General features: G+C 62.0%; 21 protein-coding genes and 1 tRNA gene. 7 read left to right on the top strand and 15 right to left on the bottom strand.

Annotation, left to right across the window (positions count from 1 at the left end; genetic code table 11):
• Window positions 1-2: 2 nt before the first annotated feature.
• Together rlmN and rpsU are read right to left on the bottom strand one after the other, a co-directional pair.
• The gene (rlmN, locus tag VGM51_10305; GenBank protein ID HEY3413431.1) at window positions 3-1,079 is read right to left on the bottom strand and encodes a 23S rRNA (adenine(2503)-C(2))-methyltransferase RlmN; all 1,077 of its coding nucleotides are present in this window, start codon (window positions 1,077-1,079) and stop codon (window positions 3-5) included.
• Between the two features lie 117 nt (window positions 1,080-1,196).
• Complete coding sequence (gene rpsU, locus VGM51_10300) at window positions 1,197-1,397, bottom strand: 30S ribosomal protein S21 (protein ID HEY3413430.1); 201 nt, start codon at window positions 1,395-1,397, stop codon at window positions 1,197-1,199.
• A 250-nt stretch (window positions 1,398-1,647) separates the two neighbouring features.
• On the opposite strand from rpsU, the gene metG reads away from it, so the two are divergent.
• Window positions 1,648-3,621 (top strand): methionine--tRNA ligase, encoded by a 1,974-nt coding sequence (gene metG / locus VGM51_10295; protein HEY3413429.1) that lies wholly within the window; start codon window positions 1,648-1,650, stop codon window positions 3,619-3,621.
• 238 nt (window positions 3,622-3,859) lie between these two features.
• The gene (locus VGM51_10290; protein HEY3413428.1) at window positions 3,860-4,153 is read left to right on the top strand and encodes a hypothetical protein; all 294 of its coding nucleotides are present in this window, start codon (window positions 3,860-3,862) and stop codon (window positions 4,151-4,153) included.
• A gap of 6 nt (window positions 4,154-4,159) precedes the next feature.
• Here the strand turns inward: VGM51_10290 and rnd are convergent, their stop codons facing one another.
• Window positions 4,160-5,311: a ribonuclease D gene (gene rnd, locus VGM51_10285; GenBank protein ID HEY3413427.1), complete on the bottom strand. Its 1,152-nt coding sequence runs from the start codon at window positions 5,309-5,311 to the stop codon at window positions 4,160-4,162.
• Between the two features lie 160 nt (window positions 5,312-5,471).
• Here rnd and VGM51_10280 point away from each other — a divergent pair, with 160 nt between their 5' ends.
• Complete coding sequence (locus VGM51_10280) at window positions 5,472-6,320, top strand: arginine deiminase-related protein (GenBank protein HEY3413426.1); 849 nt, start codon at window positions 5,472-5,474, stop codon at window positions 6,318-6,320.
• 305 nt (window positions 6,321-6,625) lie between these two features.
• On the opposite strand, the gene VGM51_10275 is transcribed toward VGM51_10280, so the two are convergent.
• The 5 genes from VGM51_10275 to VGM51_10255 form a co-directional block, all read right to left on the bottom strand.
• Window positions 6,626-7,672 (bottom strand): acetyl-CoA carboxylase carboxyltransferase subunit alpha, encoded by a 1,047-nt coding sequence (locus tag VGM51_10275; protein HEY3413425.1) that lies wholly within the window; start codon window positions 7,670-7,672, stop codon window positions 6,626-6,628.
• 105 nt (window positions 7,673-7,777) lie between these two features.
• On the bottom strand, window positions 7,778-8,668 hold the full coding sequence (locus VGM51_10270; protein HEY3413424.1) for an acetyl-CoA carboxylase carboxyltransferase subunit beta: 891 nt from the start codon (window positions 8,666-8,668) through the stop codon (window positions 7,778-7,780).
• A complete protein-coding gene (gene panD, locus VGM51_10265; GenBank protein HEY3413423.1) occupies window positions 8,626-9,006 on the bottom strand; it encodes an aspartate 1-decarboxylase in 381 nt (126 codons plus the stop codon). The genes VGM51_10270 and panD overlap by 43 nt, the downstream gene beginning before the upstream one ends.
• 18 nt (window positions 9,007-9,024) lie before the next feature.
• Window positions 9,025-9,978 carry a CvpA family protein gene (locus VGM51_10260; protein ID HEY3413422.1) on the bottom strand — a complete coding sequence of 318 codons (954 nt, stop codon included), beginning with the start codon at window positions 9,976-9,978 and terminating at the stop codon, window positions 9,025-9,027.
• A 96-nt stretch (window positions 9,979-10,074) separates the two neighbouring features.
• Window positions 10,075-11,826: a ribonuclease J gene (locus tag VGM51_10255; GenBank protein HEY3413421.1), complete on the bottom strand. Its 1,752-nt coding sequence runs from the start codon at window positions 11,824-11,826 to the stop codon at window positions 10,075-10,077.
• A 198-nt stretch (window positions 11,827-12,024) separates the two neighbouring features.
• On the opposite strand from VGM51_10255, the gene VGM51_10250 reads away from it, so the two are divergent.
• Window positions 12,025-12,100: transfer RNA gene (locus tag VGM51_10250), tRNA-Ala, on the top strand.
• Between the two features lie 74 nt (window positions 12,101-12,174).
• The gene (locus tag VGM51_10245) at window positions 12,175-14,046 is read left to right on the top strand and encodes a beta-L-arabinofuranosidase domain-containing protein (GenBank protein ID HEY3413420.1); all 1,872 of its coding nucleotides are present in this window, start codon (window positions 12,175-12,177) and stop codon (window positions 14,044-14,046) included.
• Window positions 14,047-14,096: 50 nt separating this feature from the next.
• Here the strand turns inward: VGM51_10245 and VGM51_10240 are convergent, their stop codons facing one another.
• The 3 genes from VGM51_10240 to VGM51_10230 all read right to left on the bottom strand — a co-directional run bounded on the left by VGM51_10240 (window position 14,097) and on the right by VGM51_10230 (window position 17,092).
• Window positions 14,097-14,432 (bottom strand): zinc ribbon domain-containing protein, encoded by a 336-nt coding sequence (locus VGM51_10240; protein HEY3413419.1) that lies wholly within the window; start codon window positions 14,430-14,432, stop codon window positions 14,097-14,099.
• A gap of 13 nt (window positions 14,433-14,445) precedes the next feature.
• On the bottom strand, window positions 14,446-16,341 hold the full coding sequence (gene dxs, locus VGM51_10235; GenBank protein HEY3413418.1) for a 1-deoxy-D-xylulose-5-phosphate synthase: 1,896 nt from the start codon (window positions 16,339-16,341) through the stop codon (window positions 14,446-14,448).
• 184 nt (window positions 16,342-16,525) lie between these two features.
• The gene (locus VGM51_10230; GenBank protein HEY3413417.1) at window positions 16,526-17,092 is read right to left on the bottom strand and encodes a biotin transporter BioY; all 567 of its coding nucleotides are present in this window, start codon (window positions 17,090-17,092) and stop codon (window positions 16,526-16,528) included.
• A gap of 99 nt (window positions 17,093-17,191) precedes the next feature.
• Here VGM51_10230 and VGM51_10225 point away from each other — a divergent pair, with 99 nt between their 5' ends.
• Window positions 17,192-18,166, top strand: a complete 975-nt coding sequence (locus tag VGM51_10225; protein HEY3413416.1) for a D-2-hydroxyacid dehydrogenase — start codon at window positions 17,192-17,194, stop codon at window positions 18,164-18,166.
• Here VGM51_10225 and VGM51_10220 read toward each other — a convergent pair.
• Entirely contained in the window at window positions 18,160-19,764 is a 1,605-nt protein-coding gene (locus VGM51_10220) for a D-aminoacylase (GenBank protein ID HEY3413415.1), read from the bottom strand. The genes VGM51_10225 and VGM51_10220 overlap by 7 nt on opposite strands.
• Before the next feature lie 204 nt (window positions 19,765-19,968).
• Between VGM51_10220 and gpmA the strand changes: the two genes are divergently transcribed.
• Window positions 19,969-20,712 carry a 2,3-diphosphoglycerate-dependent phosphoglycerate mutase gene (gene gpmA / locus VGM51_10215; GenBank protein ID HEY3413414.1) on the top strand — a complete coding sequence of 248 codons (744 nt, stop codon included), beginning with the start codon at window positions 19,969-19,971 and terminating at the stop codon, window positions 20,710-20,712.
• A gap of 73 nt (window positions 20,713-20,785) precedes the next feature.
• On the opposite strand, the gene VGM51_10210 is transcribed toward gpmA, so the two are convergent.
• The 3 genes from VGM51_10210 to hisC all read right to left on the bottom strand — a co-directional run bounded on the left by VGM51_10210 (window position 20,786) and on the right by hisC (window position 25,778).
• Window positions 20,786-23,167 carry an HD domain-containing phosphohydrolase gene (locus VGM51_10210; GenBank protein HEY3413413.1) on the bottom strand — a complete coding sequence of 794 codons (2,382 nt, stop codon included), beginning with the start codon at window positions 23,165-23,167 and terminating at the stop codon, window positions 20,786-20,788.
• Between the two features lie 181 nt (window positions 23,168-23,348).
• Window positions 23,349-24,368: a glycosyl hydrolase family 18 protein gene (locus VGM51_10205; GenBank protein HEY3413412.1), complete on the bottom strand. Its 1,020-nt coding sequence runs from the start codon at window positions 24,366-24,368 to the stop codon at window positions 23,349-23,351.
• Between the two features lie 309 nt (window positions 24,369-24,677).
• Window positions 24,678-25,778, bottom strand: a complete 1,101-nt coding sequence (gene hisC / locus VGM51_10200) for a histidinol-phosphate transaminase (GenBank protein HEY3413411.1) — start codon at window positions 25,776-25,778, stop codon at window positions 24,678-24,680.
• Between the last annotated feature and the right edge of the window lie 166 nt (window positions 25,779-25,944).

The raw sequence follows: 25,944 nt of genomic DNA, 5'->3' as shown, positions 1-25,944 counted from the left end.
CACTACCTGCTCCCGGCAAGCTGTCCACACGCCGCCGCGATACCCTGTCCACGCTCCCGGCGCTGCGTCACGGCGACACCTGCCCGCTCCAGCACTGCGCGGAACCGGCGGATGTCGTCGCCACGGGGGCGCTCGAATGACCCGCGTGATTCGGCTGGGTTCCACGGGATGAGGTTCACGTGGGCGGGAACCCCTGATATCCTGTTGGCGAGCGCGAACGCCTCTTCGGGCGAATCGTTCACCCCTTTCAGAAGCACGTATTCATACGTCACACGACGCCCCGTGACGTCAAAGTAGTAGCGGGACGCCTCCAGCACCTGGTTGAGCGGGAACTTTCGCCCCACCGGGACGAGCGCCTGCCGGGTTTCCTCTGTGCCCGCGTGAAGGCTCACCGCCAGAGTGATCTGGAGATTGTAATCGGCGAGGCGCCGGATCTCATCCGGGATGCCGACGGTGCTGACGGTGATGCCCCGCATCCCGATTCCCACCTCCTCGTTCAGGAGGCGAATCGACTTGACGACATTCTCGAGATTCCACAGCGGTTCGCCCATGCCCATGTAGACCACGTGGTTGACGGCACGAGCGCCCGGTTGCTGCGAAGCGTACCACGGAGCGGATTCCAGAGCCCGTGCCGCGACCAGCACCTGGGCCACGATCTCCCCTGCGCTAAGGTTCCGCGTCAGGCCCAGCGTGGCGGTGGCGCAAAAGGTGCAGCCCGCGGCGCAGCCCACCTGGGACGAAACGCACACGGAAACGCGGTCGTCCGAAGGCAGGAGGACCGTCTCCACGCGCACCCCGTCGAAATCGAGAAGGAATTTGGCCGTGCGGTCCGGCGCCCCGGTGGCGGCGACGACCTCCGGGGTACCAACGCGGGCGCGCTCGGCGAGTTTGGCGCGGAATCCCTTGGGCAGATTGCTCATCTCGTCGATACTTGCGCACTTGCCGGCATACAGCCAGTCGGCAATCTGGTTGCCTCGGTACGCGGGCTGGCCCAACGCGGCGGCCATCTTGCACAGGTCCTCGCGGCTATGTCCCAGAAGCGTCTGGGCCAGCGCGGAAATGACAGGAAAATCGCTCATATGTTCTCAGTATACCGCGGCTGGCGCCGCCGGAACGCGGCGTTCGATGCGGCCCCAAAAACCGCGAGGCCCGTCCGGGGGGACGGGTCTCAAAGCCTTGGTGCGCACAAAGCTCAACTAGCGGATGTTATCCTTTTCGGCGGCCTTCGCTATTTTGCGAAGGCGGGCGGCTGCCGCCTTTCGGCGACGCTCGCTGGGCTTCTCGTAATGCTCGTGCTCTCGGGCTTCCTTCAAAATACCAGATTCCTGAATCTGCTTCTTGAACCGCCGGAGGGCGCTGTCGATGGATTCGCTCGGTTTGACTTGTACTTGCGCCATATATCTCCCCTCCTTCCGGTTCAGATTCACCGATGCGGAAGGGCTGATATCCCGCGGTTGCCGATCATCGCTTCAAGCGAACTCACTGGCGCAGGAAAGCCTCCCCCTCGGTGTACGGACAGATATTCGCGCACCCGATGAATCATACCAAGGCGGACCGCATGATGTCAACCCGTCGTGTTGGGTCTGTCTATACTGATACGGATGTCCGCGCCTCACCGGCGCCGTTCCGTACTGGAAGCGAGTTCAAATGGCCGAAACGTTCTATATCACCACCCCTATCTATTACGTAAATGGATTGCCGCATATCGGCAACAGTTACACAAGCATCGCCGCCGACGTGCTAGCCCGTTATCACCGGCTCCGTGGTGACGACGTCCTGTTCCTTACCGGAACCGATGAGCACGCCCCCAAAGTGTTCGAAGTGGCCCGCGAAGCGGGGCGCGATCCGAAAGAATATGTAGACGACCTTGCCGCGGAGTTCAAAGCGACGTGGAAACGGCTGGACGTCGACTATGACCAGTTCATCCGGACGACGGAACAGCGCCACATCAACCTGGTGCAGGATATCTTCGCCAGGCTGCGCGATCAGGGCGACATCTACAAGGGCACCTACGAAGGCTACTACTGCGTCCCCGATGAAACATTCTGGACAGACACCCAGGTGGTGATGGATGACGCCGGGGTGGCGCACTGTCCGAACCCGGAGTGCCAGCGCCCCGTGGAGCGCGTCAGCGAAGACAACTACTTCTTCCGTCTGAGCGCGTACGGCGACCGCCTGCTGCAGTACATCGAGACCCATCCGAAATTCCTCGGCCCATCGTTCCGTGGAAATGAGGTCGTGCAGTTCATCAAAGAAGGTCTGCGCGACGTCTCCATCACTCGCAAGGGCGAAGGCTGGGGCATCCCGGTCCCGGGCGATCCAGGGTTCGTCATCTACGTCTGGTTCGACGCGTTGATCAACTATCTGACCGCCGTCGGCTACGGAACCGACGACACGACGTTCAAGAAGTGGTGGCCGTGCAATGTCCAGCTGATGGGTAAGGACATCTTCGTACGCTTCCATTGCACCTTCTGGCCCGGCATGCTGATGGCCCTCGGGCTTCCGCTTCCGGACCGCCTGATCGGCCACGGGTTCTGGACCGTGGAGGGCGAGAAGATCGGCAAGTCTAAAGGGAATGCCGTCGACCCGTACATCGTCGCCCAGGAACTGGCGGAACAGAGCGGCTGCGACGTGAAAGTCTCTGTTGACGCGGTGCGCTATTTCATATTCCGTGAGGTCCCGTTCGGACAGGATGCGGATTTCAGCCGCGCGGCCCTGACCAAGCGCTTCAATGGAGACCTCGCCAACGATCTCGGCAACCTCCTGAATCGCACGCTGTCGCTGGTCGGCAAATTCTTCGAAGGTGTGCTGCCCAAACCATCGGGACTCGACCCGGCGACTTCGGACATCGTGACCAAGGCCGCGGCCGGCGCGGCGGAAGCGTTGGACGATGTTCAATTGCAGGCCGCGATCGAGTCGATCTGGACCATCGTCACGGCAGGCAACAAGTACATCGACGAGCAGGCCCCCTGGAAATTGATGAAAGAGGGCAAGGCGGAACAGGCCGGCACGGTGCTCTATACCGTGCTGGACTGCGTTCGGTCTGCGGCGATTCTGCTCCGACCGTTCATGCCAAACGCAACGGAGGCGATCTGGAAACAATTGGGTTGCACCACCCCGCTATCGTCCGAGACCTGGGCCTCCGCCTGCACTCCGCAACGTCTGGCGCCGGGCACACGCGTTGAAACCGGCACACCAATATTCCCGCGGATAGACCCCGCCCGCAAGCCTGAAGCCAAGCCAGCGGTGACGGCGCCTGCCCCGGCCGTTGCGGCTCCGGATATCCCTGATATTGAACGAATCACCATCGACGACTTCAAGAAGGTCCAGTTGAAGGTGGCGAAGGTTCTGACCGCCGAACGCATTCCGAAGGCCGACAAACTGCTGCAGATGACGATCGACGTGGGCGAGGACGAGCCTCGAAACCTCGTCGCCGGCATCGCGCAGCACTACACGCCGGAGGAAATGATCGGGCGCACTATCATAGTCGTCGCCAACCTTCAGCCGGCGAAGATCCGCGGCATTGAAAGCAACGGGATGCTCCTCGCGGCCGAGGCGGATGGGAGGGTGATCCTTCTGGGCCCCCAGGGCGATCTGCCGCCGGGCGCTTCCGTGCGATAGCGCGCGACTCTTGACAGGGACGTCCACCGGGACGTCCCTGTTTTCGCGTCAAGGCCGTTTAGGCGCGCTCCCCATTGGGTAAGCCAAATGCAGGACCAACGTCAAGATATCTGTTCGGCTTGGGTAAAGTGGGCGAACAAATGTACCGATTACTCCATGATGGCACTAACAAGGCGCCCGGTGTGTCCAGAAATGGAGCATCGATTTGATACCGTTAGGGCGCAATACGGGGGTAGCAGTGGCGCACAAAACACATTCGCCGTCTCATGGCGAAACGCCGGACCAGTCGAAAGGTTGGACCCGGCGCGTGATGTCGCGCGACGAAATCACGGTGCGCACCGGGATGCAGGCGTACGATGCGCAACGGAGCAGCCTCGTGATGGGGCTCAAGGCGAAGGTTTGGGCCGGCGACTACGACCCGGACCTCGACGAAGTTGCGGAATCGATGTTGTCTGAGCGCGAAGCCGAGTGTGCTCTCGCCAAAGCCGAAGAAGCCGCCGACCACCAAGACCGCACCGGCGACAAGGGCTGACCCGAGTCAGTCCCGCCGCCACTCCAGATGAACTTCCCGCGTTTCGGGGATAATCCGCGCCGTCGCTTTGCCTTCCAGGGTCGCGAGGAGATCGTCCCCAAACGCCTTTCGCCTCCACCCACGCATCAGCGCGATATCGGCCTCTTCCCCGCGAACCGCAAGCTGGCTCATGTCACCGCGCGTCGCCACCATGCCGGTCGCGACAGATTTCTCAACCGCAAGACTTCGCAGACACACAAACAGGAAGTCAACCGTTGGCTCCATGGCCGAGGGGAACGACTGCCTTGTAGGCGCTGGCGGAGGGGCCGCGCGGCCGCCTTCCACTACCGCTTCTATCATCTGCCGGCCGTATCTGTCGGCCTGCTGCGCGGTCAACCCCCGGATGTCACGCAGGTGGCGCGCATCGGGCGGAGGGCGGCGTGCGAGTTCCACAAGAACTTCGTCGCGGGCAATGCGCCCGGCGGGGATATTGTCGTTCCGGGCAGTATCTTCGCGCCACGCCACCAGTTCGCGGAGGATCGCCAGGGTTCGCCCATTCAGGCGATCAACATTCCGGATGCGGAGATAGAGCGTTGTAGGATCGGCGGGAGCCCACGTTTCATCCCGTTCGAGCCGGGCGAATTCCTCCGTGGCCCAGTCCAGGCGTCCCAACTCTTCCATCTGCCGGCGCTGCTCTTCATAGACGGGGATCAGGTAGCGTACATCGTCCAGCGCGTATTCCACCTGTCCCGCCGCGAGCGGCCTTTGCAGCCAGTTGGTGAACGAGTGCTCCTTGCGGAGACGCTTGCCGGTCAAGCGCTCCACGAGATTGACAAAGGCGATCTGCTCGTCGCTTCCCAGAAGGGCGGCGGCAAGCTGGGTGTCCCAGATCGGCCGCATGGCGCGTCCCATGAGGCGATAGAAAATCGCAAGGTCCTGGTTGGCCGCGTGAAAAACCTTGATGGTGTTTTCGTTGGCCAGAAGCTCCAGCAGGGGAGAGAGGTCGGGAATCGCGATCGGGTCCACGAGGGCGGCGACATCCGGCGTCCCCACCTGGATGGCCCCTATATCGGGGTAGTAGCGTCCCTCGCCGACAAATTCGGTGTCCAGGAACAAGGCGGGCGCATCGGCTATGTCGTTGCAGAAGATGACCAGGTCGCGTTTGGATTCAATTAGCATAGGCTTTGCGGCGACGTCATCCCCGGCATCTCGGCGGGCAGAACGCGCACTCCTTTGTTAATGTAGCGCGTTGCAGCGTCCGATATCACATACGGCAGGTGTCGGCCGACCTGATGAAGCGTCGCCCGCCAACCATCGGCCCAGTAACCGGGAGGTCGCTATGTGCGCGAATGCACGGCCCAGGATATTGATGTGCAGCCCCGAGTATTTCGGCGTTGAGTACGTCATCAACCCGTGGATGGCGGATCAGACGGGAAAAGTGCGCCCTCGGGAGGCCATGAGCCAATGGTCGGCCCTTTACGATGCTCTGAGCCCGCTGGCCGATATCACGTGTATTGCCCCGTCGCCACACCAGCCCGATATGGTTTTCACCGCCAACGCCGGTATGGTGTTCGGCGACCGGTTCGTTCCAAGCCGGTTCCGCCATCAGGAACGGGCCGGCGAAGAGGCCCATTTCGCGTGCTGGGCCGAGCATGCCGCGTACGCTATCACCCCGTTGCCCGACGATGTGTTCTTTGAAGGCGCCGGCGACGCCCTCTACGACCGCGGCCGGCCTGTCCTGTGGCTGGGATACGGTTTCCGGACGGGGCTGCCCGCGGCGTCGGCTTTGCGCGATATCGTAGAGCCCTCCGGTCTGTCGGTTCAGCCGTTGAGGCTGGTGGATCCCCGATTCTACCACCTGGATACGTGTTTCTGCCCCATAAGCGGTGGGAGGCTCCTCTATTATCCACCGGCATTCGACCCGGAGAGCGTGCGTCGAATAGAGGGAGCCGTGCCTGAAGATCAGAGGCTCGCCGTGTCCGAGGAGGATGCCGAAGCCTTCGCCTGCAACGCGGTCTGCCTGAACGGGGCCATTGTGATGAACCGCGCGACATCGGGCCTGAAGGCCCGGCTTGGGGAATGGGGGCTGCGGTGCGTCGAAACCCCACTGGGTGAATTCATGCGGGCGGGGGGCGCTGCGAGATGCCTTACGCTCCGCCTTGACGAACCTGAGCCCGTTGCGGCGTAGGCGTTTCGTCGCCCAGGATGTCCCAGGCCGCCAAGAGGCTCCACTGGAACGCCCAGACCATCGCGAAGGCAACCAGGCCGCGCCAGAATATGGTCGCCGGGGCAATCCCTTGAACAGAGGAAATCGAACAGGCGGCTATGGCGGACATAGCGGCCAGACAAATGCTCCATCGGTAGTTTACGGCACCGTTCACTGTTGAATCACTCCTCTTTTCCTCGTTCCACATTGAGGAAAGAGTTTTCAACAGTTTTTTTCCGCTGGCGGCGGGATATTGTCGCGCAGCGGCTCGTTCACCTCGGCTGCAGTTATCCGACGGCCGTCAAGCCATCCGCTACCAGAGGAGCATCAGGAAGCGACCACTGGCCCATTCGCCGGAATTTCTCATATCGTTCGCGCAGCAGGTCCTCGCAGGACAATTCGGCAAGGGTATCGAGGGCGGCCACCACGGCATCTTTCACAGCAAGGGCCGTAAGCTCTGGGCTTCTATGGGCGCCGCCGAGCGGTTCCGGCAGGACTTCATCGATCACGCCGAGGCGCAGGGCGTCCTGGGCGGTCAGTTTCAGGGCATCGGCCGCCTGGTCCGCCTTGGCCGCGTCGCGCCAGAGTATATTGGCGCAGCCTTCAGGCGGGATGACCGAGTATATCGCGTGTTCGAGCATGAGGATCCGATCCCCCACCCCGAGTCCGATGGCGCCGCCGCTGCCGCCCTCGCCCAGCACAACCACTACGGTCGGGGTCTTCAGCATGGCCATCTCTTCCATCGCCTTTGCGATCGCCTCGCTGATGCCGCGTTCTTCGGACCCCAGCGAAGAGTCCGCGGCGCTGGTGTCCACAAATACGACGACGGGCTTTCGCGCGCGCTCGGCAAGCTTCATCAGGCGAACGGCCTTGCGATAGCCTTCGGGCTTCGCGCTGCCGTAATTCCGGCGCACCTTCTCCTTGAGATCCCGGCCTTTTTCATGCCCCAGGACCAGCACGTCGCGCCCCGCAATACGGGCGATTCCGCCAAGGATGGCGGCATCATCCGCGTATTGGCGATCGCCGTGAAGCTCCAGGAAGTCCTCGCAAAGAAGGCGGATCATGTCAACCGTATGAGGGCGGTCGCGATGTCGCGCAACTTGTGTTTTTTCCCAAGGCGTCAGCTTGCTGAAGATGTCTTTCATGAGGCGCTCCCGGTCACGTTTGAGTTGCTGCAGGCCCGCGTCCAGTTTCGCAAATTCCGCGGCGTAGTCGCGGCCGTGGTCTCGGCACCATTGTTCCAGGCCGCCGTCCTGCAGTTGGGCCTGGATGCTCACCATCTCCGCGTCAAGTTCGGCGATTGGCTTCTCAAAATCGAGGGCGTTTTTCAACATATCTGATGAGTTTCGAGTATCAAGTTCGAAGTACGTGGCCAGACAGCGGACGGTAGTCCGCCGGAGTCCAACGGATGTGCAATTCGGTGCGTAAGGCGAAGGCTTCTATGCGGCCCACTGCAACGTACGGGCGATGGTATCCTTAAGGTCCTTGCGATGAACGATGGCGTCAGCCTGCCCGTGCTCCAACTGGAACTCGCTGGACTGGTAGTTTGCAGGCACCTTCCCGCTCTGTACCTGCGCCGATACGCGCTGTCCGGCGAACCCGATCATCGCACCGGGTTCGGCATAGGCAACGTGGCCCAGGCTGGCCCAACTCGCCAACGTGCCGCCCATGGAAGGGTCGGTGAGAACGGAAATGTAGAACGAGCGGGTTTCGGCTTTGAACCGGCCAAGCACGGCGGACGTCTTTGCCATCTGCATCAGGCTGAGGATCCCTTCCTCCATGCGCGCGCCGCCGCCACTGCCGCATACCAGCACCAGCGGGATCCGCCGGTCGATCGCACGCTCCGCGCACAATGCGATGCGCTCGCCCACCACGCTGTTCATCGTGCCCATCTTGAAATGAGGATCCGTGATGCCAAGCGCCACGGTAACACCCCCGATGCGGGCCTCGCCGGTGACGATGGCCTCGGACAAGCCCGTCTTCTCCTTATGCCCCTCGAGTTTCTCGAGGTAAAGAGGAAACGCGAGCGGGTTCACCGTGGTCAGGTCCTCATCCCAGCGCTCGAAGGCCTCGGGCTCATCCGCGAGAAGATCAATACGCTCCTGCGCCGTGAGCCGGAAGTGAAACGCGCATTTCTTGCAGACCTTCCAGTTCCGCACGAGTTCCGCGCTGTACTGGATCTCGCCACATCTGGGACACTTGTCCCACATGCCTTCAGCCACATCCGCGATGCGCTGCCGCACTTCGTCGCGTTTGAATCTCTTTCCAAACCAGCCTTCAGCCACGTTCAGACCTCCAAAGCCGTCAACGGCGGCTCCGAATCGAGCCATGACGCAAACCGGTTGTTTTCGTCCACAAGCACCATCTTGGGCTTGGACGGCGCATCCGTCAGGCAGAACGATGCGATGATCACCTTGTCGCCCACCTTCGCGTGATGGGCGGCGGCGCCGTTCAAGGAGATCACGCCCGATCCGCGCGGACACGGGATTACATAGGTTTCAAGCCGCGCGCCGTTTGTTACGTTCCACACATGCACGTGTTCGTTGGGCTGCAGTTCGGTCCGCTCCATCAGGTCCTCGTCAATACCCACACTTCCCACATAGTCGATGCAGCAATCCGTAACGGTAGCCCTGTGTATCTTGCTCTTCAGTATGGACAGTAACGTCATCCCGTCAACCACCGCTCCTCAATCCGTGAAATCCTGTGTAAACATCGTGCCGCGCACATCCGTGCGCATGGCGCCTATCCCCACTTTGCCGAACTCCGGGTCCAGTATATTGTCACGGTGACCCTTGCTGCGCATCAGGCGATCGTGCGCGGTCTCAACCGTCAGAGCAAGCGCCAGGTTCTCCCCGGCCACCCTATACGTGATGCCGGCATCCTGCATGCGGGTGAAGGGCGTCGTTCCATCCGGCGAGTTATGCGCAAAATAGCCTTTCGCCAGCATATCCGCCGAATGCCTCCGGGCGATTTTCCGCAACCGCTCATCGGCGGTCAACGGCTTCAAATGCCGCTTTTCACGCTCCGCGTTCAGAAGCCCCAGCATGGCCGCCTCCGCAACCGGGTCCGGCGCCACGTGGGTGGTCTTGAACTGCAGGCCACGGGACCCCAACACCTCACCGGACGGCCCGTACAAGTCCTGAATCTCGCTGATCGCGTCGCCAAACGTGTTGTACGCCGCCTTCTCCGAAGCCATGACCACCGAAACCATCGGCGGTCCCAGGCGGGACGCCTCGGCGTCGGACGAAGCGCTTCCGCCAGGGGAAAGGCTCAGCATGGTGGCGAAAAGCGCGGCGGCGACGAGACCTTTCATCCCGGCGGGCAGAAGCCCCAGTATTCGATTGGCCTGTGCCTTGCGGGTCTCCTCGGGAAGCCGTTTGTGCCACCAATGCACGGCCTGGCCAAGGACCAGTTGAACGCCCAGCCACAAGAGCACAAAGGCCACGCCCTGAGTGATGCCCGGCCGCCAGCCCCGTGCGTGTGACAGCGTCGAGCCCAACGGTCGAAAGAGCTCGATCGCAACCCCGAATGCAACGAATATCGTCAGTACCTCCGCGAATCCCGCGAGGAACCCTCGGCGCAGACCCGTGAGCGCATAGACGATGACGATGCCCAAAATCACGCCGTCAACCCAATTCACGGCGTTAGTATAGCACCGTCCCGGCGGCCGACCCGTCCGGCGGGACGAGAGAGAACCGGGATCCACTGCGTCGCGGCGGACGTGCGGCGCTTTCCACTAGACCTCCACAATCACCGGGAGAACCATCGGCTGGCGGCGCGTTTCCGCCCGGAAGAACTTGTTGAGCGCGCGGCGCAGGTCGGTCTTCACAACGGTCCATTCACCGGTATAATCAGGCTCGATGTCGGCCAGTTCCTTCAGGACGACTTCCTTCGCCCGCTCGTACAGATCCTCGCTCTCGGTTTCGAGAACAAATCCGCGGCTGACGATATCCGGCGCCGAGACGATGTCCCCTGTCGCGCTGTGGAGGGCGAGCGTTACGATAACGATGCCTTCATCGGCGAGATGCCGCCGGTCTCGCAGGACAACATCGCCGACGTCGCCGACGCCGATCCCGTCCACCATCACGCTTCCGCTGCTGGGCACACGCCCCACGATCTCGGCGCCCTCGTCGGTAAACTCCAGGATATCCCCCACCTCCGGCGCGAGCACCTGGTCCGGTTTAAACCCGAGGTCGGCGGCCATCCGTCCGAACGTAACGACGTGGCGATACTCTCCGTGCACAGGGACCAGGTATTGAGGACGCGTGAGGTTGATCATCATGGTCAACTCGTCGCGACTGCCGTGTCCGCTCACGTGGATGCCGGGGTTCTGCTCGCTGTAGATCACATTGGCGCCCAGGCGGAACAGGTTGTTCACCACCCGGTACACCTCGTTCTCGTTGCCGGGGATGGGGGTGCTGCTCAGCACGACGGTATCGCCCGGATCGATCTGAATCTTCTTGTGGTCGTCCGTTGCCATGCGTGAAAGAGCCGCCAGCGGTTCACCCTGACTCCCTGTCGTGATGATCGCCACCTGGGAAGCCGGCTGCTGCTCAACTTGCCCGGCCGTGATCAGCGTGCCGTCCTGGGCCTCGATGTACCCGAGGGCGATGGCGATCTTGACGTTCTTCTCCATGCTTCGGCCGACAACCGCAACTTTCCGCCCGTGCTTCTCCGCAACCTTGATGACCTGGCCCACGCGGTTGATATTGGACGCGAACGTCGCAAGGATGATGCGGCCGGTCGCCGTCCTGAAGATCTCGTCCAGCGCTTTGACCACCGTGCGCTCGCTGGGCGTGTGCCCCGCACGGACGACGTTGGTCGTGTCCGATACAAGGGCCAGTACCCCTTCGTCGCCATAGCGGCTGAAGGTCGCGTAATCGCTCGGCCGGTTATCCACGGGTGTCTGGTCGAACTTGAAATCGCTGGTCTGGATGACCGTGCCCATCTCCGTTCGAATAGCCAGGCTGCACGCGTCCGGGATGGAGTGGGCAACGTGGATGAACTGGACCTCGAAGGCGCCGGCCTTGACGGTTTCGCTGTCTTGGACCTCATGCGCTTCGATGTCATCCCACATGTCGTATTCATCGAATTTCGACTTGATGAGCGCCATGGTGAGCCGTGTTGCGTAGATCGGGACGTTTATCTGCGCGAGAACATACGGCAAGGCGCCGATGTGGTCCTCATGCCCATGGGTCAGGAATATCGCCCTGACCTTCGCCTGATGCATCAGCAGGTACGAGATGTCGGGGATGACGACGTCTACACCCAACTGTTCCGCCTGCGGGAACATAAGGCCGCAATCGACGACGATGATGTCGTTGCCTTGCTCGTAGACTGTCATGTTTTTGCCGATTTCGCAGGCCCCTCCGAGAGGGATAATCGACAAAGCGGTGTAGGGTTCGGTCTCTGGGATCAATTGGGCGTGGTAATTGGTTCCGGCTTTCGCTGCACCCGTGGGGGTTGCTGTCTCCATCTCGTCGTCCATAGGCTTTCTTCTCCGATTGCTGTTTCCCGCCCCCCAGCAGAAGGCCGCGATCTCCCGATTGAGGGACCCCGGTGTTCCGCCGAAGGGCAGGCGCCGAATAGTCGCGGCACTGTATTCCACTATAGGTCACCGTTGAACGGAACGGCCATTCCGGGGGTTTGACGCGCTTCCCCTCGCGTGTTATACTAAGCGTGGTCCGGGCCTGTGGCTCAGTTGGGAGAGCGCCTCGTTCGCAACGAGGAGGTCGGGGGTTCGAATCCCCCCAGGTCCACCATTCAGGGGTCGTTCGCGCGATGCGCGGGCGGCCCCTTGCATCTTGCCGGTCTTTTTCGCCTGAGGATTCCACACATGAGCCTTTACCCAGTCAATCGGCCACCCCTGAAGGCCGAAGCCCTCATACCGCTCCCTCTCGGCTCCGTAAAGCCGCTCGGCTGGCTGTTGGACCAGTGCCGCGTGCAGGCGAACGGGCTGACCGGACACCTGGAGGAATTCTGGCCGGATGTCGGCCCGGACTCCATGTGGCTGGGCGGCGAGACCGAGGGCTGGGAACGCGGCCCGTACTACCTGGATGGACTCATCGCCCTCGCTTACGTACTGGACGATGACCGGCTGAAAGCCATGGCTAAGCGGTGGACCGATTCGATTCTGGGGATGCAGACCGCCGACGGCTGGATCGGCCCCGTACAGGCGCTGGACAGGAAGCCTTACGATCAATGGCCTGTCGCCATTGTCCTGAAGGCCCTCACACAGCACTTTGAAGCGACCGGAGATGAGCGCGTGCTTACGGTCATGACAGGCTTCGCCCGCTATCTGAAGGACACGCTGGATGAACGCCCGCTGTTCGACTGGGGACAGCACCGCTGGGCCGATCTGGCGATCAGCCTGTTGTGGCTCTACCGGCAGACCGGCGAGGCATGGATCGCGGACGTAGCCGACACCGTCCGCAAGCAGGGTTACGACTGGCGCGACCACTTCGAGAATTTCCGGTACACGGTGAAAACCCCACCCGAAGACTGCACGCGGGACAACCACGTCGTCAACAGCGCGATGGCGGTCAAGTCCGGCGGCACTGCCTGGAGTATCACAGGTGACGACGGCGACCGCGCCAGCGTCTACCGGACGATGGAGATGCTGGACGAGTACCACGGACAGGTCACCGGCGTTTTCACGGGCGACGAGCATTATGCGGGGAAAGACCCGTCGCAGGGTACCGAGTTGTGCGCCGTGGTCGAGTACATGTATTCGCTGGAGTTGCTGACCGCGTGCCTCGGGGATCCCGCGTTCGGAGATCGCCTCGAACGCATCGCCTACAACGCGCTTCCCGCGACGTTCACGCCGGATATGTGGGCGCATCAGTACGACCAGCAGGTGAATCAGGTCCTGTGTACAGTCGCACCGCGACAATGGACGAACAATCTGCCGGATTCCAACACTTACGGCCTGGAGCCCAATTTCGGCTGCTGTACGGCCAACTACCACCAGGGCTGGCCGAAACTGGTTGCCCATATGTGGATGGCCACGCTGGACGGCGGATTGGCGGTTGTTGCGTACGGCCCGAGCGTTGTGAAGGCCAAAGTGGCCGGTGGAGTTGACGTCACGATTTCCGAGACGACCGCCTACCCGTTTGCCGGCTCGATCCGCTTGACCGTATCCATCGCCGAAGCAACCACCTTCCCCCTGCTCGTTCGCGTTCCGGCCTGGGTGAAGGGCGCGAGCATCACCGTCAATGGAACGCCCCTCGAGGACGTCAAAGCGGGAACGTACCATCGAATCGAACGGGAGTGGAAGGATAAGGATGTCGTGGACATCTACCTGCCGATAGAGACCCGGGTCGAGCGCCGCTATCACAACGCGGCATCCATCGTCCGCGGCCCGCTGGTGTTCGCCCTGCAGATGGGTGAGGAGTTCCGAAAACTGAAGGGCGAGGAGCCCCACGCGGACTGGGAAGTGTTCCCGACGACACCGTGGAATTACGCGCTTGACGTGAAGGCCGGCTTCACCACCGAAACGCGACCCCTCGGACCTGTTCCCTTTGCCCCGGAATCCGCCCCGGTGGTCCTGCACGCGAAGGCGAAGCGCCTGCCGGGGTGGGATCTGGTTGAGAACTCCGCGGGTCCGCTCCCGCAAAGCCCGGTAACCTCGGAAGAGCCGCTGGAGGACGTGTTGCTGATCCCTTACGGCAGCACAAACCTGCGGATCGGCGAGTTCCCAACTCTGTAATCCTGAACTCGCAACGCTAAGCCCGGGCGCAGTCAGCGCCCGGGCTTTGTTTATTCGGCTTCCCCGCCACCTTCGCCGGCCATTTCATCGGCCATGGCTTCCTCGAAGTCGTCCCCGAAGTCCTCCCCCATCTCGCCGCCCATCTTCTTCATAAAGCGGGCCACCGACGCGGGATCGTCCTCGTTCACGGATCCGGCATCGAAGGAGTCCGCCAGAGTGTCCAGGACCTCGTCCTCGGACCGAAGGCGGGAGAAACGGGACACCAGCCTCGAGGCCCGGGGGCTCCCGCATCGCGTGCAGGAAACCGGGTCGTCGGCCGCCACCACACCCACCAGCACGGTGAAGCGCTTGCGGCAGTCGGCGCAGCGATATTCGTAGAGGGGCAAGGATACGATTTCCCTAGAGAACGGGGCTCAGTCCCGACACCACCGGGCCGAGAATGCGCGATACGGTCGCCGCTATCCCCTCCGCGTCCAGACCATATTTCCCCATCAGAATCTGGCGCGGACCGTGTTCGATGAAGCGATCCGGCAGCCCCAGCCGCGTCACGCTGGCATTGCGAATCTGGCGCGTTTCCAGCATCTCGAGCACAGCGGACCCGAAGCCGCCCTGGAGGCAGCCTTCCTCGATCGTTATGACGTGCGGGTGGTCGAGAGCGATCCGCGAGATGAGGTCGACATCGAGCGGCTTCACAAAGCGGGCATCTACGACCGATGCCGAAATGCCGTCCTTCGAGAGCAGGTCGGCGGCGGCAAGCGCGGGATAGACCATCGAGCCGATCGCCACCAGCGCGACGTCGGACCCCGTCCTCCGGACAACCCCCTCGCCGATGGGCAGTGCCTGAATATCGGCGCTCACCTCCACGCCCTCGGCGTTCGTTCGCGGGAAGCGCAGCGAGGTGGGGCCAGGGTGATCCACCGCCGTCTTGAGCATGCGCCGCAATTCCTCTTCATCTGACGGCGCCATCACGACGAGATTTGGCACGCATCGCATGTAAGCCATGTCGAACACGCCCTGATGCGTCGGCCCGTCCTCTCCGACAATGCCCGCGCGGTCCAGTGCATATGTGATCGGGAGGTTCTGAATACACGCGTCGTGGATGATCGAGTCATACGCGCGCTGGAGGAACGTGCTGTAGATGGCGACGACCGGCTTCATTCCTTCGGCGGCCATCCCGGCGCCGAACGTTGCTGCGTGCTGCTCGGCCATGCCCACGTCGAAACACCGGTCCGGGAACTCGCTCTGAAACTTGACGAGCCCCGTGCCTTCCAGCATCGCTGCGGTCACGGCAACGATCTTGTCGTCCCGGCGGGCCAGTTCGCGCATGGCGCCTACGAACACTTCGGAATAGGTGGGAACGTTGGCGCGCTTCTTGGCTGCCCCCGTCTCGATCTCGAACGGCGCAACTCCGTGGAAATGGACGGCGTTCTCCTCTGCCGGTTGATAGCCCTTTCCCTTCTGCGTGAGAACATGCAGAAGCACCGGGCCGGTCAGGCTCTTCGCGAGGGCCAGTGTCTCCTCCAGAAGCGGGATATTGTGGCCGTCGATGGGGCCAAGGTACGTGAAGCCCAGGCTTTCGAAAAAGGTGCCCGGAGTGCCGACCGTGGTGACCGCGTCGCGGGCTTTGTCCGCGAACTCGACCATCTGCCCGCCCATCGGCAGTTTTCGCGCGATTGATTCGATGCGCCCTTTAGCCTTGATGTATGCCGGATTGGTCCGGATACGTGTGAAGGTGGCATGCAGCGCGCCGACGTTCGGCGAAATCGACATCTCGTTGTCGTTCAGGACAACCAGCAAATTGGTGTGGAGGTGCCCGGCGTGGTTAAGGGCCTCAAACGCCATCCCGCCGGTCATCGCCCCGTCCCCAATTACCGCAACGACATTGTTTTGCCCGCCTGAAAGGTCGCGCCCGATGGCAAAGCCCAGCGCGGCGCTGATGGACGTGCTTCCGTGTCCGGCGCCGAAGAAATCGTGCGGGCTCTCGGTGCGTTTGCAGTAGCCGCTCAACCCTCCGTACTGGCGCAATGTCGGGAACGCCCCAACGCGGCCGGTGACCAGTTTGTGAACGTACGCCTGATGGCCGACGTCCCAGACAAACTTGTCTGTCGGGCTGTTGAAGGCGCGATGGAGCGCCAGAGTGAGCTCCACCGTCCCGAGATTGGGAGCTAGATGACCACCGTTTACGCTGATGATGGAGATCAGCCTCTCGCGAATCTCCGCGGCAAGGGCTACCACTTCGTCGCGGGTCAGTTTCTTGAGGTCATCCGGACCTCCAATCGTGTCGAGCAAAGCCATATTTCGCCTTTGAGGCCTATACGCGGTGTGCGCGTGGGAAGTTTCCTCGGGTATCGCGGTAGGTGCGGGGGGGAACCGTTCGCAGCAGTTGTGGGCGTCCGGTCGACGCACCCATTAAGTCTACCATTTCAAACGCGGCGGGACAAGGCGTTGTCACGCCCCGCGCCGCTGGGGCGAAGCCGATCTACCTGCGGCGCAGGCGCCGGATTCCGGCGACCGACCCCGCGGCTACGACACCTTTGATCGCCTCCCCGGGGAGGAACGGATAGAGGCCCGCCCAGAGAGCGGCGCGGAATCCGTGAACGAAATGCGAAAGCCACAGCGTTCCCGCGAGAAGCACGATGGCGGAACTCAGCCACGCCGCCAGGACGGCTATCGGGTACGATTTCGCCCCCCTGCGGCTGAGTGCGGACGCGGCTGACGCGGCAAACGGCATCGCCGCAAGGTATCCGGCCGTGGCGCCGGTCAACGCAGCGATCCCCGCGCTCGATCCGGCGAACACCGGGAGGCTGGCGGCGCCCTGCAGAAGGTAGGCGCACACGGCCTGGAAGGCCATCGCGGGCCCGAACGAGAGGCCGACGATCGCCACTGCGAGTGTCTGACCGGTGATCGGAACGGGGCTCCAGGGAAGGACTACGCGGAAATGGGCGGCCAGTGCGATCCCCCAACTGGCCAGGAGCAGCTTGAGAAGGTAGGCCGGCCAACGGACTGAAATGGCCCGGGACCGGGCCGATGCGTATATGGGTGTCATTACGCATTCTATGCGCCGCTCCAAACGCGCTCACAAGTGCATTTGCGGGCCGGCCCGATGTGGACGACCGTGTACCCGGCTGTCTATTGTGACGGTGCTATGCGAATCGTCTTGAGTACGGCAACCTGGTACGCCGGGGATGAGAGTCTGGTCGGCCCGTTCGAGTCCTCACTGCGAGCGAGCGCCGCCGGTCACGAGGTCGTTTTCGTGGCTCCGGGCGGCGATCTGGTGCGCGAGGTAAGGGATGCCGAAGTGTTTTTCCCGCTCTCCGGCCATTTCTTCACGCCCGATGTGCTTGACGCGGCGGTCAGCCTGAAATGGGTTCACCTGGCCAGCGCCGGCGTTGACCACGCCCTTTACCCCGCGTTGCTGAAGCGTCCCATCGTTCTCACCAACGGGGCCGGCGTCTACTCCATCCCGATTGCCGAGCACGTTTTGGCGATGATGCTCGCGCTGTCCCGGCGTATTCCGGAGATGATCCGCCAGCAGGATCGCGCCAAGTGGTCCGGGCTGCGCGGCGGCGAGCTTAACGGCTCGACAGTCCTGATCGTTGGCGTTGGCGGAATCGGCGCCCGGGTCGCAGCCCTCTGCAAGGCAATGGGAATGAGGGTGATCGGAACCCGACGGCGAAACGATATCGTGACGCCCAATGTGGACACCGTTCTCCCGGCCGGCGAATTGCACGGCGCATTGGGCGAGGCCGACTGGGTTGTCCTGTGCGCGCCTCTCACCTCCGAAACGCGCCATATTATCGGCGCCGCGGAACTGGCGATGATGAAGCCCACAACGAGGCTGATCAACATCGCACGCGGAGCCCTGATCGATGAGTGCGCGATGATTGAGGCTCTCAGGGAAAACCGAATCGCGGGCGCGGGGCTGGATGTGTTCGTCGAAGAGCCGCTGCCGTCCGACAGCCCGCTATGGAATCTGCCGCAGGTCATCGTTGCTCCGCACAGCGGCGGAGCGAGCCCCAACAGTCTGGCGCGCACACTGGACCTGTTTCAGGACAACCTTCGGCGCTACCTGGCCGGCGAACCCCTGAGAAACGTGGTGGACAAACAGGCCGGTTACTGAGGCCGGCCGAAGCGCAGGCAGCGGCCGGGCAGGTTGCCGGTCACGCGCCCATCGTGAACAACGTCCACACCGTTCACGAATACGTGCGGGATTCCAAGAGCCAGGGCGAAGGGATCCGCGAACGTCGCGGCATCGGCCACGGTACCGGCATCGAACAACACGATGTCGGCGGCATAGCCCGGGGCGATGCGTCCCCTGTCCGCGAGGCCGAGACGCCCCGCGGGGAGGCTGGTCATCTTGCGCACCGCCTCTTCCAGTGTGAGAACCCCCTTCTCACGCACGTATCGCGCCAGCACGCGGGGCATCGTGCCAAACGTCCTGGGATGGGGCTTGCCGAGCGCCAGCGGACCGGTGAGTGCCCGGGCGGTGGCGTCTGAGCCCACCATCACATACGGCGCCCTCATCACCGTTTCAACATCGTCTTCAGAGATCGTGAAGTGTACCATACCCACGTGGCACCGTTCCTCGACGAGAAGGCGGACAAGCGCCGGGTACGGTTCAACACCCCATCGCTGCGCGATCTCGAAGACCGAAAGCCCCTGCGTCCATTTGTTCGCCGCAGACTTGACCGACGCCACAACGATGTCCTTCCAACCCTGAACAGGATCGGCGTATCCGTCTTCCACGGCGCAGGTCGTTTCGGCCTTCAGACGCTCCGACAGGGCCGGATCCTGGAGGCGATCTATCAGGCGGTCGTCACCACCGTCGTGCGCCCACTGGGGAACGTTCACGCTAAGGCCGGTGGACGTGGCGACGTATGGGTATTGATCGGCAGCCACATCCAGACCACGGGCGCGCGCCGAATCAATGAGCGCCAGGGAGCCGTGAACCTTGCCCCAGTTTGCCGGGCCGCAGGATTTGTGATGTGAGATCTGAAGCCGCGCCCCGCTCTCCTCGGCGATCGCGATGGACTCCGTAACCGCCTCCAGAAGATGGTCCCCTTCGCTGCGCATGTGGGTGCTGTACACCCCCCCGGCTTCACCTACCGGACGGCAGAGTTCGGTCACTTCGGCGGTCCCGCCGTAACAGCCCGGAGCGTAGATGAGTCCGCTGGAAAGACCAACCGCGCCCGCCGCCAAGCTCTCGGCGACGAGGCTTCGCATGCGCGCCATCTCGCCTTCCGTCGCCGGCCTGTCATCGTAGCCCACCACGCCCGCCCTGAGGCTGCCATGTCCCACGAAAGTCATGAAGTTGGGCGCGATTCCGCTGTTTTCGAGGGTGGCGAAATACTCCTCCATTGAGGTCCAGTCCGCTTCGCTGCCGTTTTCGGAGAGAAACTGGAGGATGCTCTCGCGGTCCTTCGGATCGAGCAATGGGGCGGAAGCCGAGCCGCAGTTCCCGCACACCTCGGTGGTGACACCCTGCGTCGTCTTGCTTTCGGCGGTGGGGTTCACCAGGAGGTTGTGATCCGTGTGGCTGTGCATATCGATGAAGCCCGGCGCGAGGCAAAGGCCCTCTGCGTCGATATGACTGCGGCCGGGCCCGGTGATTTCGCCGACTTCGACGATCCGGTCACCCTTCACGGCGATCCCGCCGCGGTACGCCGGCGCGCCGGACCCGTCCAGAATCTTCGCGTTGTGAATCACCAGATTATACATCGCACCACACCTCCCTGCCTGAACATGGCCGGGTCGATCTGCGACCGAACGCCGTATCGCACCCGGTTTTGTTCAGAATGGGCGGACCCGGGCAAACTCCGTCAAGTTTCCCGCCAACGGAGGACGTTTGCCGCTGTCCGCCCGGCATTGCTACCGTGATTTGGGCCATGGGCCACGCGTTTTTCGTACGAAAGGAACACAGAGTTGTATAAGATCGTGTTGCTCCGCCACGGACAGAGTCAGTGGAATCTGGACAATCGTTTCACAGGCTGGTATGACGTTGATCTCAGCGAGCAGGGTCGGGCGGAGGCCGCGGCCGGCGGCGTCCTCCTGAGGGAAGGCGCCTACGAGTTCGACGTGGTCTATACGTCCGTGCTCAAGCGGGCCATTCGCACGATGCAGATCGTGATGGACGAACTGGACCAGATGTGGGTGCCCGTCGTCCGGGATTGGCGCCTCAATGAGCGCCATTACGGTCAGTTGCAGGGGCTGAACAAGGCCGAGACCGCCCGGCAGCACGGCGAGGACCAGGTGAAAATCTGGCGTCGTTCCTACAGCATCCCGCCGCCGCCGCTGACGCCGGATGACGAGCGCTATCCGGGCAAAGACCGCCGATACGCCGGATTGACCAAGGCGGAATTGCCGCTCACCGAAAGCCTCAAGGAGACGGTCGCCCGCGTCATCCCCTACTGGGAAAACGTTGTCGCGAAGGATGTGAAGGCCGGCAAGCAGGTCCTCATCGCCGCCCACGGCAACAGCCTGCGCGCCCTGGTCAAACATCTCGACAACATCTCCGAAGAGGACATCGTCGCGCTGAACATCCCCACCGGCATCCCGCTGGTCTACGAACTGGATTCCGACCTGAAGCCGATCAAGAGCTACTATCTCGGCGATCCGGAAGCCGCCAAGCGCGCCGCCGAAGCAGTCGCCAACCAGGCCAAAGGCTGAGACAATCTGAAATGGGGAAACGAGGAAATGAACAGGTTCATTCCCTCGTTTCCCCATTTCCATACGCCCTAGTTCAGCCTGTCTGCTTGCGGCTGTTCTTTTCCGCGAACATACGGTTTTCGGCTTTCTCGATCAGGTCTCTGGCGTTGAGGCCGTCGTCCGGATAGAGCGCGAAGCCCGCGCTGGCGCCGAGGTGCTGCCGATCGGCGAACTTGATCCTTCCCACCGACTCGGTGAGGCGCCGGCACACTTGGGATACCAGGTCGAAATCCGCGTTCGGAACCACCAGAATGAACTCGTCGCCCGCATATCGGGATAGAAGGTCCTTCGACCGAACGCCTCCCTGCATCGCATTGGCGGCCACTTTCAGAAGCTCATCGCCGGCGGGATAACCGACTGATTCGTTGACCAGGCTGAAATTGTCCAGATCGATGAGGACCACCGCAAAGGCTTCGTGGGTCTTGCGGGACTCTTCGAGGCGCCGCGTGAGGGCATTGTTCAGGCTGAGGGCGTTCGCAAGCCCCGTCAACGGATCTGAAAGAACCATCTCCTCAGTCTGTTCGAGGCGCCGCGCACTGTAGATGTTGTTGGCCGCGTGCTCCGCGATCAGTTCCATCAAGCGGGCGTGGTCGTCGGTGTAGATGTTGTAGCTGGAATGGTACACGCTGATCGTACCCAGGGCCTTCCCGTTAGCGCGCAGCGGAACGACCAGAGACGCGTTGAGTTCAAGCGTTTCGGTGTGGGGAATCTTGCGGCCCACGTCATTCGTCGCGGGACCGTTGACAATTCGTTGGAGGTCCTTGTAGACGCGTCCGCTGAGGCCTTCCCCAACGGTCACCTTCATACCGTATAGAAGTTCCGCATACCGTCCCGAGACGGCGGCGACCTGAAGCTGGTCCGTATCCGTATCGAGAAAGATGGCGCAGGTGTCGAAGGGCACGAGCATCTGGATCTTCTCGATGATCGTATTGAGTGAATGGTCCAGCGTCAGCGGACCGCGGACGGCGTGGCTGAGATCGTAGAACGTGTAGAACTCGGAGTTCGCTTTGGCGATCTTCTCCATAACGTCGTCGCTGATCTTCCGTGTGTGGACGATGTCGCCCAGCCCTTCGGGCTCACCATCCGACAGTGCGGCCAAACGCGCTTCGCATTCGTCCATCACCTTGAGCAACCCCTCCACACACTTCGGGTCGAAGTGGGAACCGGACTGTTTGCTCAGGTAATCCAAAGCCTCTTTGTGCGTCATCGCCTTCCGGTAGGGCCGGTCGGAGGTCAGCGCATCAAAGACATCAGCCAGCGCAATCACACGGGCGCCGATGGGGATTTCCTCCCCCTTCAGGCCCTGCGGATATCCGAGACCGTCGTAGCGCTCGTGGTGCCCCAAAACGACGGGTACGACGGGCCACGGAAACTGAACCGGCCCGAGGATAGCGGCGCCGATTTCCACGTGCGTCTTCATCCGCTCGTATTCCTCGGGGGTCAGCTTGCCCGGCTTGGTGAGGATATGCTCGGGGACTCCCAGTTTGCCGATATCGTGCACCAGCGCGGCGCATCGGACGGCCTCGTGCTCGTCGTGCGAAAGGCCAAGGTATTCTGATATGGCCAGGGCATACGTCTGAACGCGGGAGAGGTGCTTATTCGTGTAGTGGTCCTTCGCGTCGATGGCGGTGGCGAGAGAGGCGATCACGGAGTTGTTCAGGTTGGCCAGTGCGCTGATGTGCTCGAGGTCCTTACGGATCTTGTCCATGTAGAGGCGGTACGAGTAGTACACCACATAGATCGGCGGAAGCACCAGCGCAACGATCCAGATGAGCTTCCACTGGCAGTACACCCAGAGCCCAACGACCACTGACGAGGCCGACATGAGCGACTGTGGCGCCGTCCACAGGAAGTTTTCGTGCCACACCTGTGGAATGTTCAGCCCTTTCGTCGTCGCGACCACGGCCGCAGTGCCCCAAGTGTTGATGAGGAAATACACCGTGGTCGCCACCAACGCAGGCATGATCGAATCCTGGCTGATCGTGCCGGGCGTTCCACCGGTCCAGATGAACGCCAACCCGGCAGCGCAGGCGCTCAGAGAGTGGTTGAAGGTGTTGAAGGTAAGCTTTGTCATGTCCGGCCACGTGAAACGCCGGCGCTTTGTGACGGGGTCGTGGCGGATGAAGTTTCCGCTGGCGCCCTCTATGACTCCGACGAACGCGCCGGCAGCAGGGCCGAAAAGCATGATTACACCGAGGAGGCCGGCAAAACTCAGGCTCATGCGGCTCTTGTCCGCCGTAAGCTCTATTTGAACCAGCTCCAGGGCGGAGCATATGGCGCAGGCGGCGAATAGGTCCACCGGGTCCATACGTACCAGATCCAGATATCTCAGCGAGATGAACGCCGCCGCCGTCGCGGCGACGACCGTCAGAACGATGACGTTCTGGCTGGATCTCGGCAATGTTTGAAAGCGCATGGCCATTGACGGCTCCTCGCTGCGAAACCACGGGGTAAACCCCGCTCAGAATTGCGACACGTATCTCGCCGGACAATAAAGCAAAATGATTACGGGATGGGAAGGCAGCGGCGGCCAAGCCGCACCCCTCCACGAACCAATGCCGCGGGTGTCTCTAGAATCTCATGGAAATGAACATTTGTCAACGACCGTCTTTGAAGCGCTTCAGGGGCGCCCAGTACCCGGACGATTCCTCGCCGAGGCGCCAGATGGAAACGCCGGCAATACCAAATTCCTTTGCCAGTGCAAGCCGCGCCTGCCTCGTGCGTTCGTGCTCGAAATACACCGTGTGCCGAACGCCTGCCGCGTCCGTATACTCGAACCAGCAGGTCTGAGCGTCCGCATCCCACTCAGGCGTCAGGTGGTAGGTTTCAAGCAATTCATATGCCCTTGCAGCAGTGACTTCGGTCGTCTTGCCCGTTGCCGGCCAATCATAGCCATAATTTGGCACCCCCATCACGACCTTTTCCTTGGGAATCACCGCTGTGGCATATTCCATCACTTTTCGGACCCACGGGATCGATGCGATCGGCCCTGCCTTTCCGCCGCTCCAATGCTCGTCATAGCACATCAACTGAAGTTGATCGGCGTGCTTTGCGAGGAAGGCGTAATCGCCGAAACCGGCCCATTCCGCGGCGGGCGTGTCAGCCGTTTTCGCGGGCAGGTCCAGGGTCACAATGAGCTTCCCGTCGTGGAACGCCTTGCATAGCGCCTCGATGAACGCGTTGTACAGCGGCCGATTCGCCGGCGCAACGCCCTCGATGTCAACGTTGACGCCGTCGGCGCCGGACGCCTGAATCGTCTTCAGCAAAAGGGCTACGTTTGCCCGGACGGCTTCCTCATTCGCAAAGATCGGACGGGCAACCTCGGCGCGGAACGGGCTGTTCGCCACAAGCGGGGTCACCTTGATGCCGTGAGCGTGGGCGAAGCGGATGAGTCTCTTATCCGAGTTGTCCGTAAACTTTCCGGAGGCGTCGAAGGACAGCCACGTGGGAGCGAGGGCTGTGAAACAGTCCGCGTGGTCCGCGAGCGTCCAGTAGGGCGAGGAATCCCCTTCCGGCAGCCAGAAATAGCCGGTCACGTTACGTTGTATTGGTTTTGCTGTCACAGCGGCGGCCAATGCCAGATACAGTGTAATTATCGCGATGAATCTTCTACTCATGTCTTTGGCTTGGTGGCATTCAAACATTAGACCGGACGCGTGAATATTCGGGGTCGCCGATGTGCTTCAAACGGCGGCGATGCTCGAAGCCGGGCGATGGTGTGGCGTAGCGGGCAAATTCGCGCCAAGTGACAGGCATTCGGCTTCGCTGTCACGGTAGCGGTCAGGAGACGGCGAAGTACAGTATTTTGGGGAAATCTTAAGCGTAGTGGTGTCTTGCCGAATCGGATAGCGCGGACGAGGCATACCGGGGGAGGGGCAGACAGCACGGCCCGGGCAGATCAAGCGCTGCCCGGGCCGGAGGATCGACTATGCTGCGAGGATCGCTTTGAGTTCGCTCAGGAAGCGTTGGTTCTCTTCGGGAGTGCCGATCGTCACGCGCAGATAAGTTGGCAGTCCGAAGATGTCGCCGGTCCGCACGATGACGCCTTTTCGGAGAAGGGCCATATATACCGGCCGGCAGTCCCGCTTCACATCTACGAACACGAAATTGGCTTCACTGGGAGCGTACGGCAGCCCCATGGCTTCAAATGCCGCGTAGAAAGCCTTCTTGCCTTCGGTGTTGTTCGAGGCGCTTCGCTGAAGATGCTCCGTGTCCGACAGCGCGGCGGTCGCGCCGACTTGGGCCAGGCTGTTCACGTTGAACGGCTCTCGAACCTGCTCCACGGCCCTGATAATATCGGGCCGCGCGAGGCCATACCCCACGCGGAGGCCGGCGATACCGTATATCTTGCTGAAAGTGCGCAGCACGATGACATTGCGGCCGTCCTTGACGTACTGAATGGAATCCGGGTATTGGGGTGAGCCGACGTACTCGCAGTAAGCCTCGTCCAGAACAATGAGCGCCGAATCGGGCACGCGGTCCATCAAGCGCTCGACCTCAGCCTTCGTATTGATCGTTCCGGTCGGGTTGTTCGGGTTGCAGACGAAAACCATCCGTGTTCGCTCGTTGACCGCGTCCGCCATCGTCTCCAGGTCGTAGGTCAGATTCTTCAGCGGCACTTTGACGCATTCGGTATCGTTCAGGACCGCAGCCGACTCATAGCGCACAAACGACGGATCGCCCTGGACGATGTTGTCACCTTCGCGAAGGTACGCAATCCCCAGGTAGTGGATCAGTTCGTCCGAACCGTTGCCGATGGTGATGCACCCGGCGGGGAGGCCGAAGCGTTCGCTGAGAGCGTTTTTCAGCGTGAACGCCGCGCCATCCGGATACAGATTGAGCTCGCCAAGCGCGGATTTCATCGCCTCGACCGCCTTTGGCGATGGCCCGAGGGCGTTCTCATTGGATCCGAGCTTGATGACATCGGTAAGGCCGAATTCTCGCTTTGTCTCTTCAATCGGCTTGCCGGGCGAATATGGGACCAGGCGGTTTACGGCCGGCCTCGGCGAAAGTGTGTTATCTGACATGCTGCTTATCCTTTGCTGCGATGATGGCTCACCGGAGACCGGATTGTCCCTCCGATGATCGGGTGGCGTTTCATTCATTCTAGCGCCTCGCGCCAGGGGCGGCGGAGGCGCCCAAATCCGGTGTCCCGCACGCTCATTTACGCCCCGCCTGCGCTTGAGTCCGTAC

It is taken from the genome of Armatimonadota bacterium, assembly GCA_036504095.1.
Taxonomy (GTDB): domain Bacteria; phylum Armatimonadota; class DTGP01; order JAKQQT01; family JAKQQT01; genus DASXUL01.
This window is presented reverse-complemented; position numbering and strand designations above follow the sequence as displayed.

Excerpts from the sequence above, each read along its gene's own strand:
- panD (HEY3413423.1), bottom strand. The coding sequence starts at position 9,006 with ATGACGTTACTGTCCATACTGAAGAGCAAGATACACAGGGCTACCGTT.
- VGM51_10275 (HEY3413425.1), bottom strand. The coding sequence starts at position 7,672 with ATGTTGAAAAACGCCCTCGATTTTGAGAAGCCAATCGCCGAACTTGAC.
- dxs (HEY3413418.1), bottom strand. The coding sequence starts at position 16,341 with ATGGCTTTGCTCGACACGATTGGAGGTCCGGATGACCTCAAGAAACTG.
- VGM51_10230 (HEY3413417.1), bottom strand. The coding sequence starts at position 17,092 with ATGACACCCATATACGCATCGGCCCGGTCCCGGGCCATTTCAGTCCGT.
- VGM51_10210 (HEY3413413.1), bottom strand. The coding sequence starts at position 23,167 with ATGCGCTTTCAAACATTGCCGAGATCCAGCCAGAACGTCATCGTTCTG.
- VGM51_10245 (HEY3413420.1), top strand. The coding sequence starts at position 12,175 with ATGAGCCTTTACCCAGTCAATCGGCCACCCCTGAAGGCCGAAGCCCTC.
- rlmN (HEY3413431.1), bottom strand. The coding sequence starts at position 1,079 with ATGAGCGATTTTCCTGTCATTTCCGCGCTGGCCCAGACGCTTCTGGGA.
- VGM51_10270 (HEY3413424.1), bottom strand. The coding sequence starts at position 8,668 with ATGGCTCGATTCGGAGCCGCCGTTGACGGCTTTGGAGGTCTGAACGTG.
- rnd (HEY3413427.1), bottom strand. The coding sequence starts at position 5,311 with ATGCTAATTGAATCCAAACGCGACCTGGTCATCTTCTGCAACGACATA.
- VGM51_10205 (HEY3413412.1), bottom strand. The coding sequence starts at position 24,368 with ATGAGTAGAAGATTCATCGCGATAATTACACTGTATCTGGCATTGGCC.
- VGM51_10220 (HEY3413415.1), bottom strand. The coding sequence starts at position 19,764 with ATGTATAATCTGGTGATTCACAACGCGAAGATTCTGGACGGGTCCGGC.
- VGM51_10225 (HEY3413416.1), top strand. The coding sequence starts at position 17,192 with ATGCGAATCGTCTTGAGTACGGCAACCTGGTACGCCGGGGATGAGAGT.
- hisC (HEY3413411.1), bottom strand. The coding sequence starts at position 25,778 with ATGTCAGATAACACACTTTCGCCGAGGCCGGCCGTAAACCGCCTGGTC.
- metG (HEY3413429.1), top strand. The coding sequence starts at position 1,648 with ATGGCCGAAACGTTCTATATCACCACCCCTATCTATTACGTAAATGGA.
- VGM51_10280 (HEY3413426.1), top strand. The coding sequence starts at position 5,472 with ATGTGCGCGAATGCACGGCCCAGGATATTGATGTGCAGCCCCGAGTAT.
- VGM51_10255 (HEY3413421.1), bottom strand. The coding sequence starts at position 11,826 with ATGGACGACGAGATGGAGACAGCAACCCCCACGGGTGCAGCGAAAGCC.
- rpsU (HEY3413430.1), bottom strand. The coding sequence starts at position 1,397 with ATGGCGCAAGTACAAGTCAAACCGAGCGAATCCATCGACAGCGCCCTC.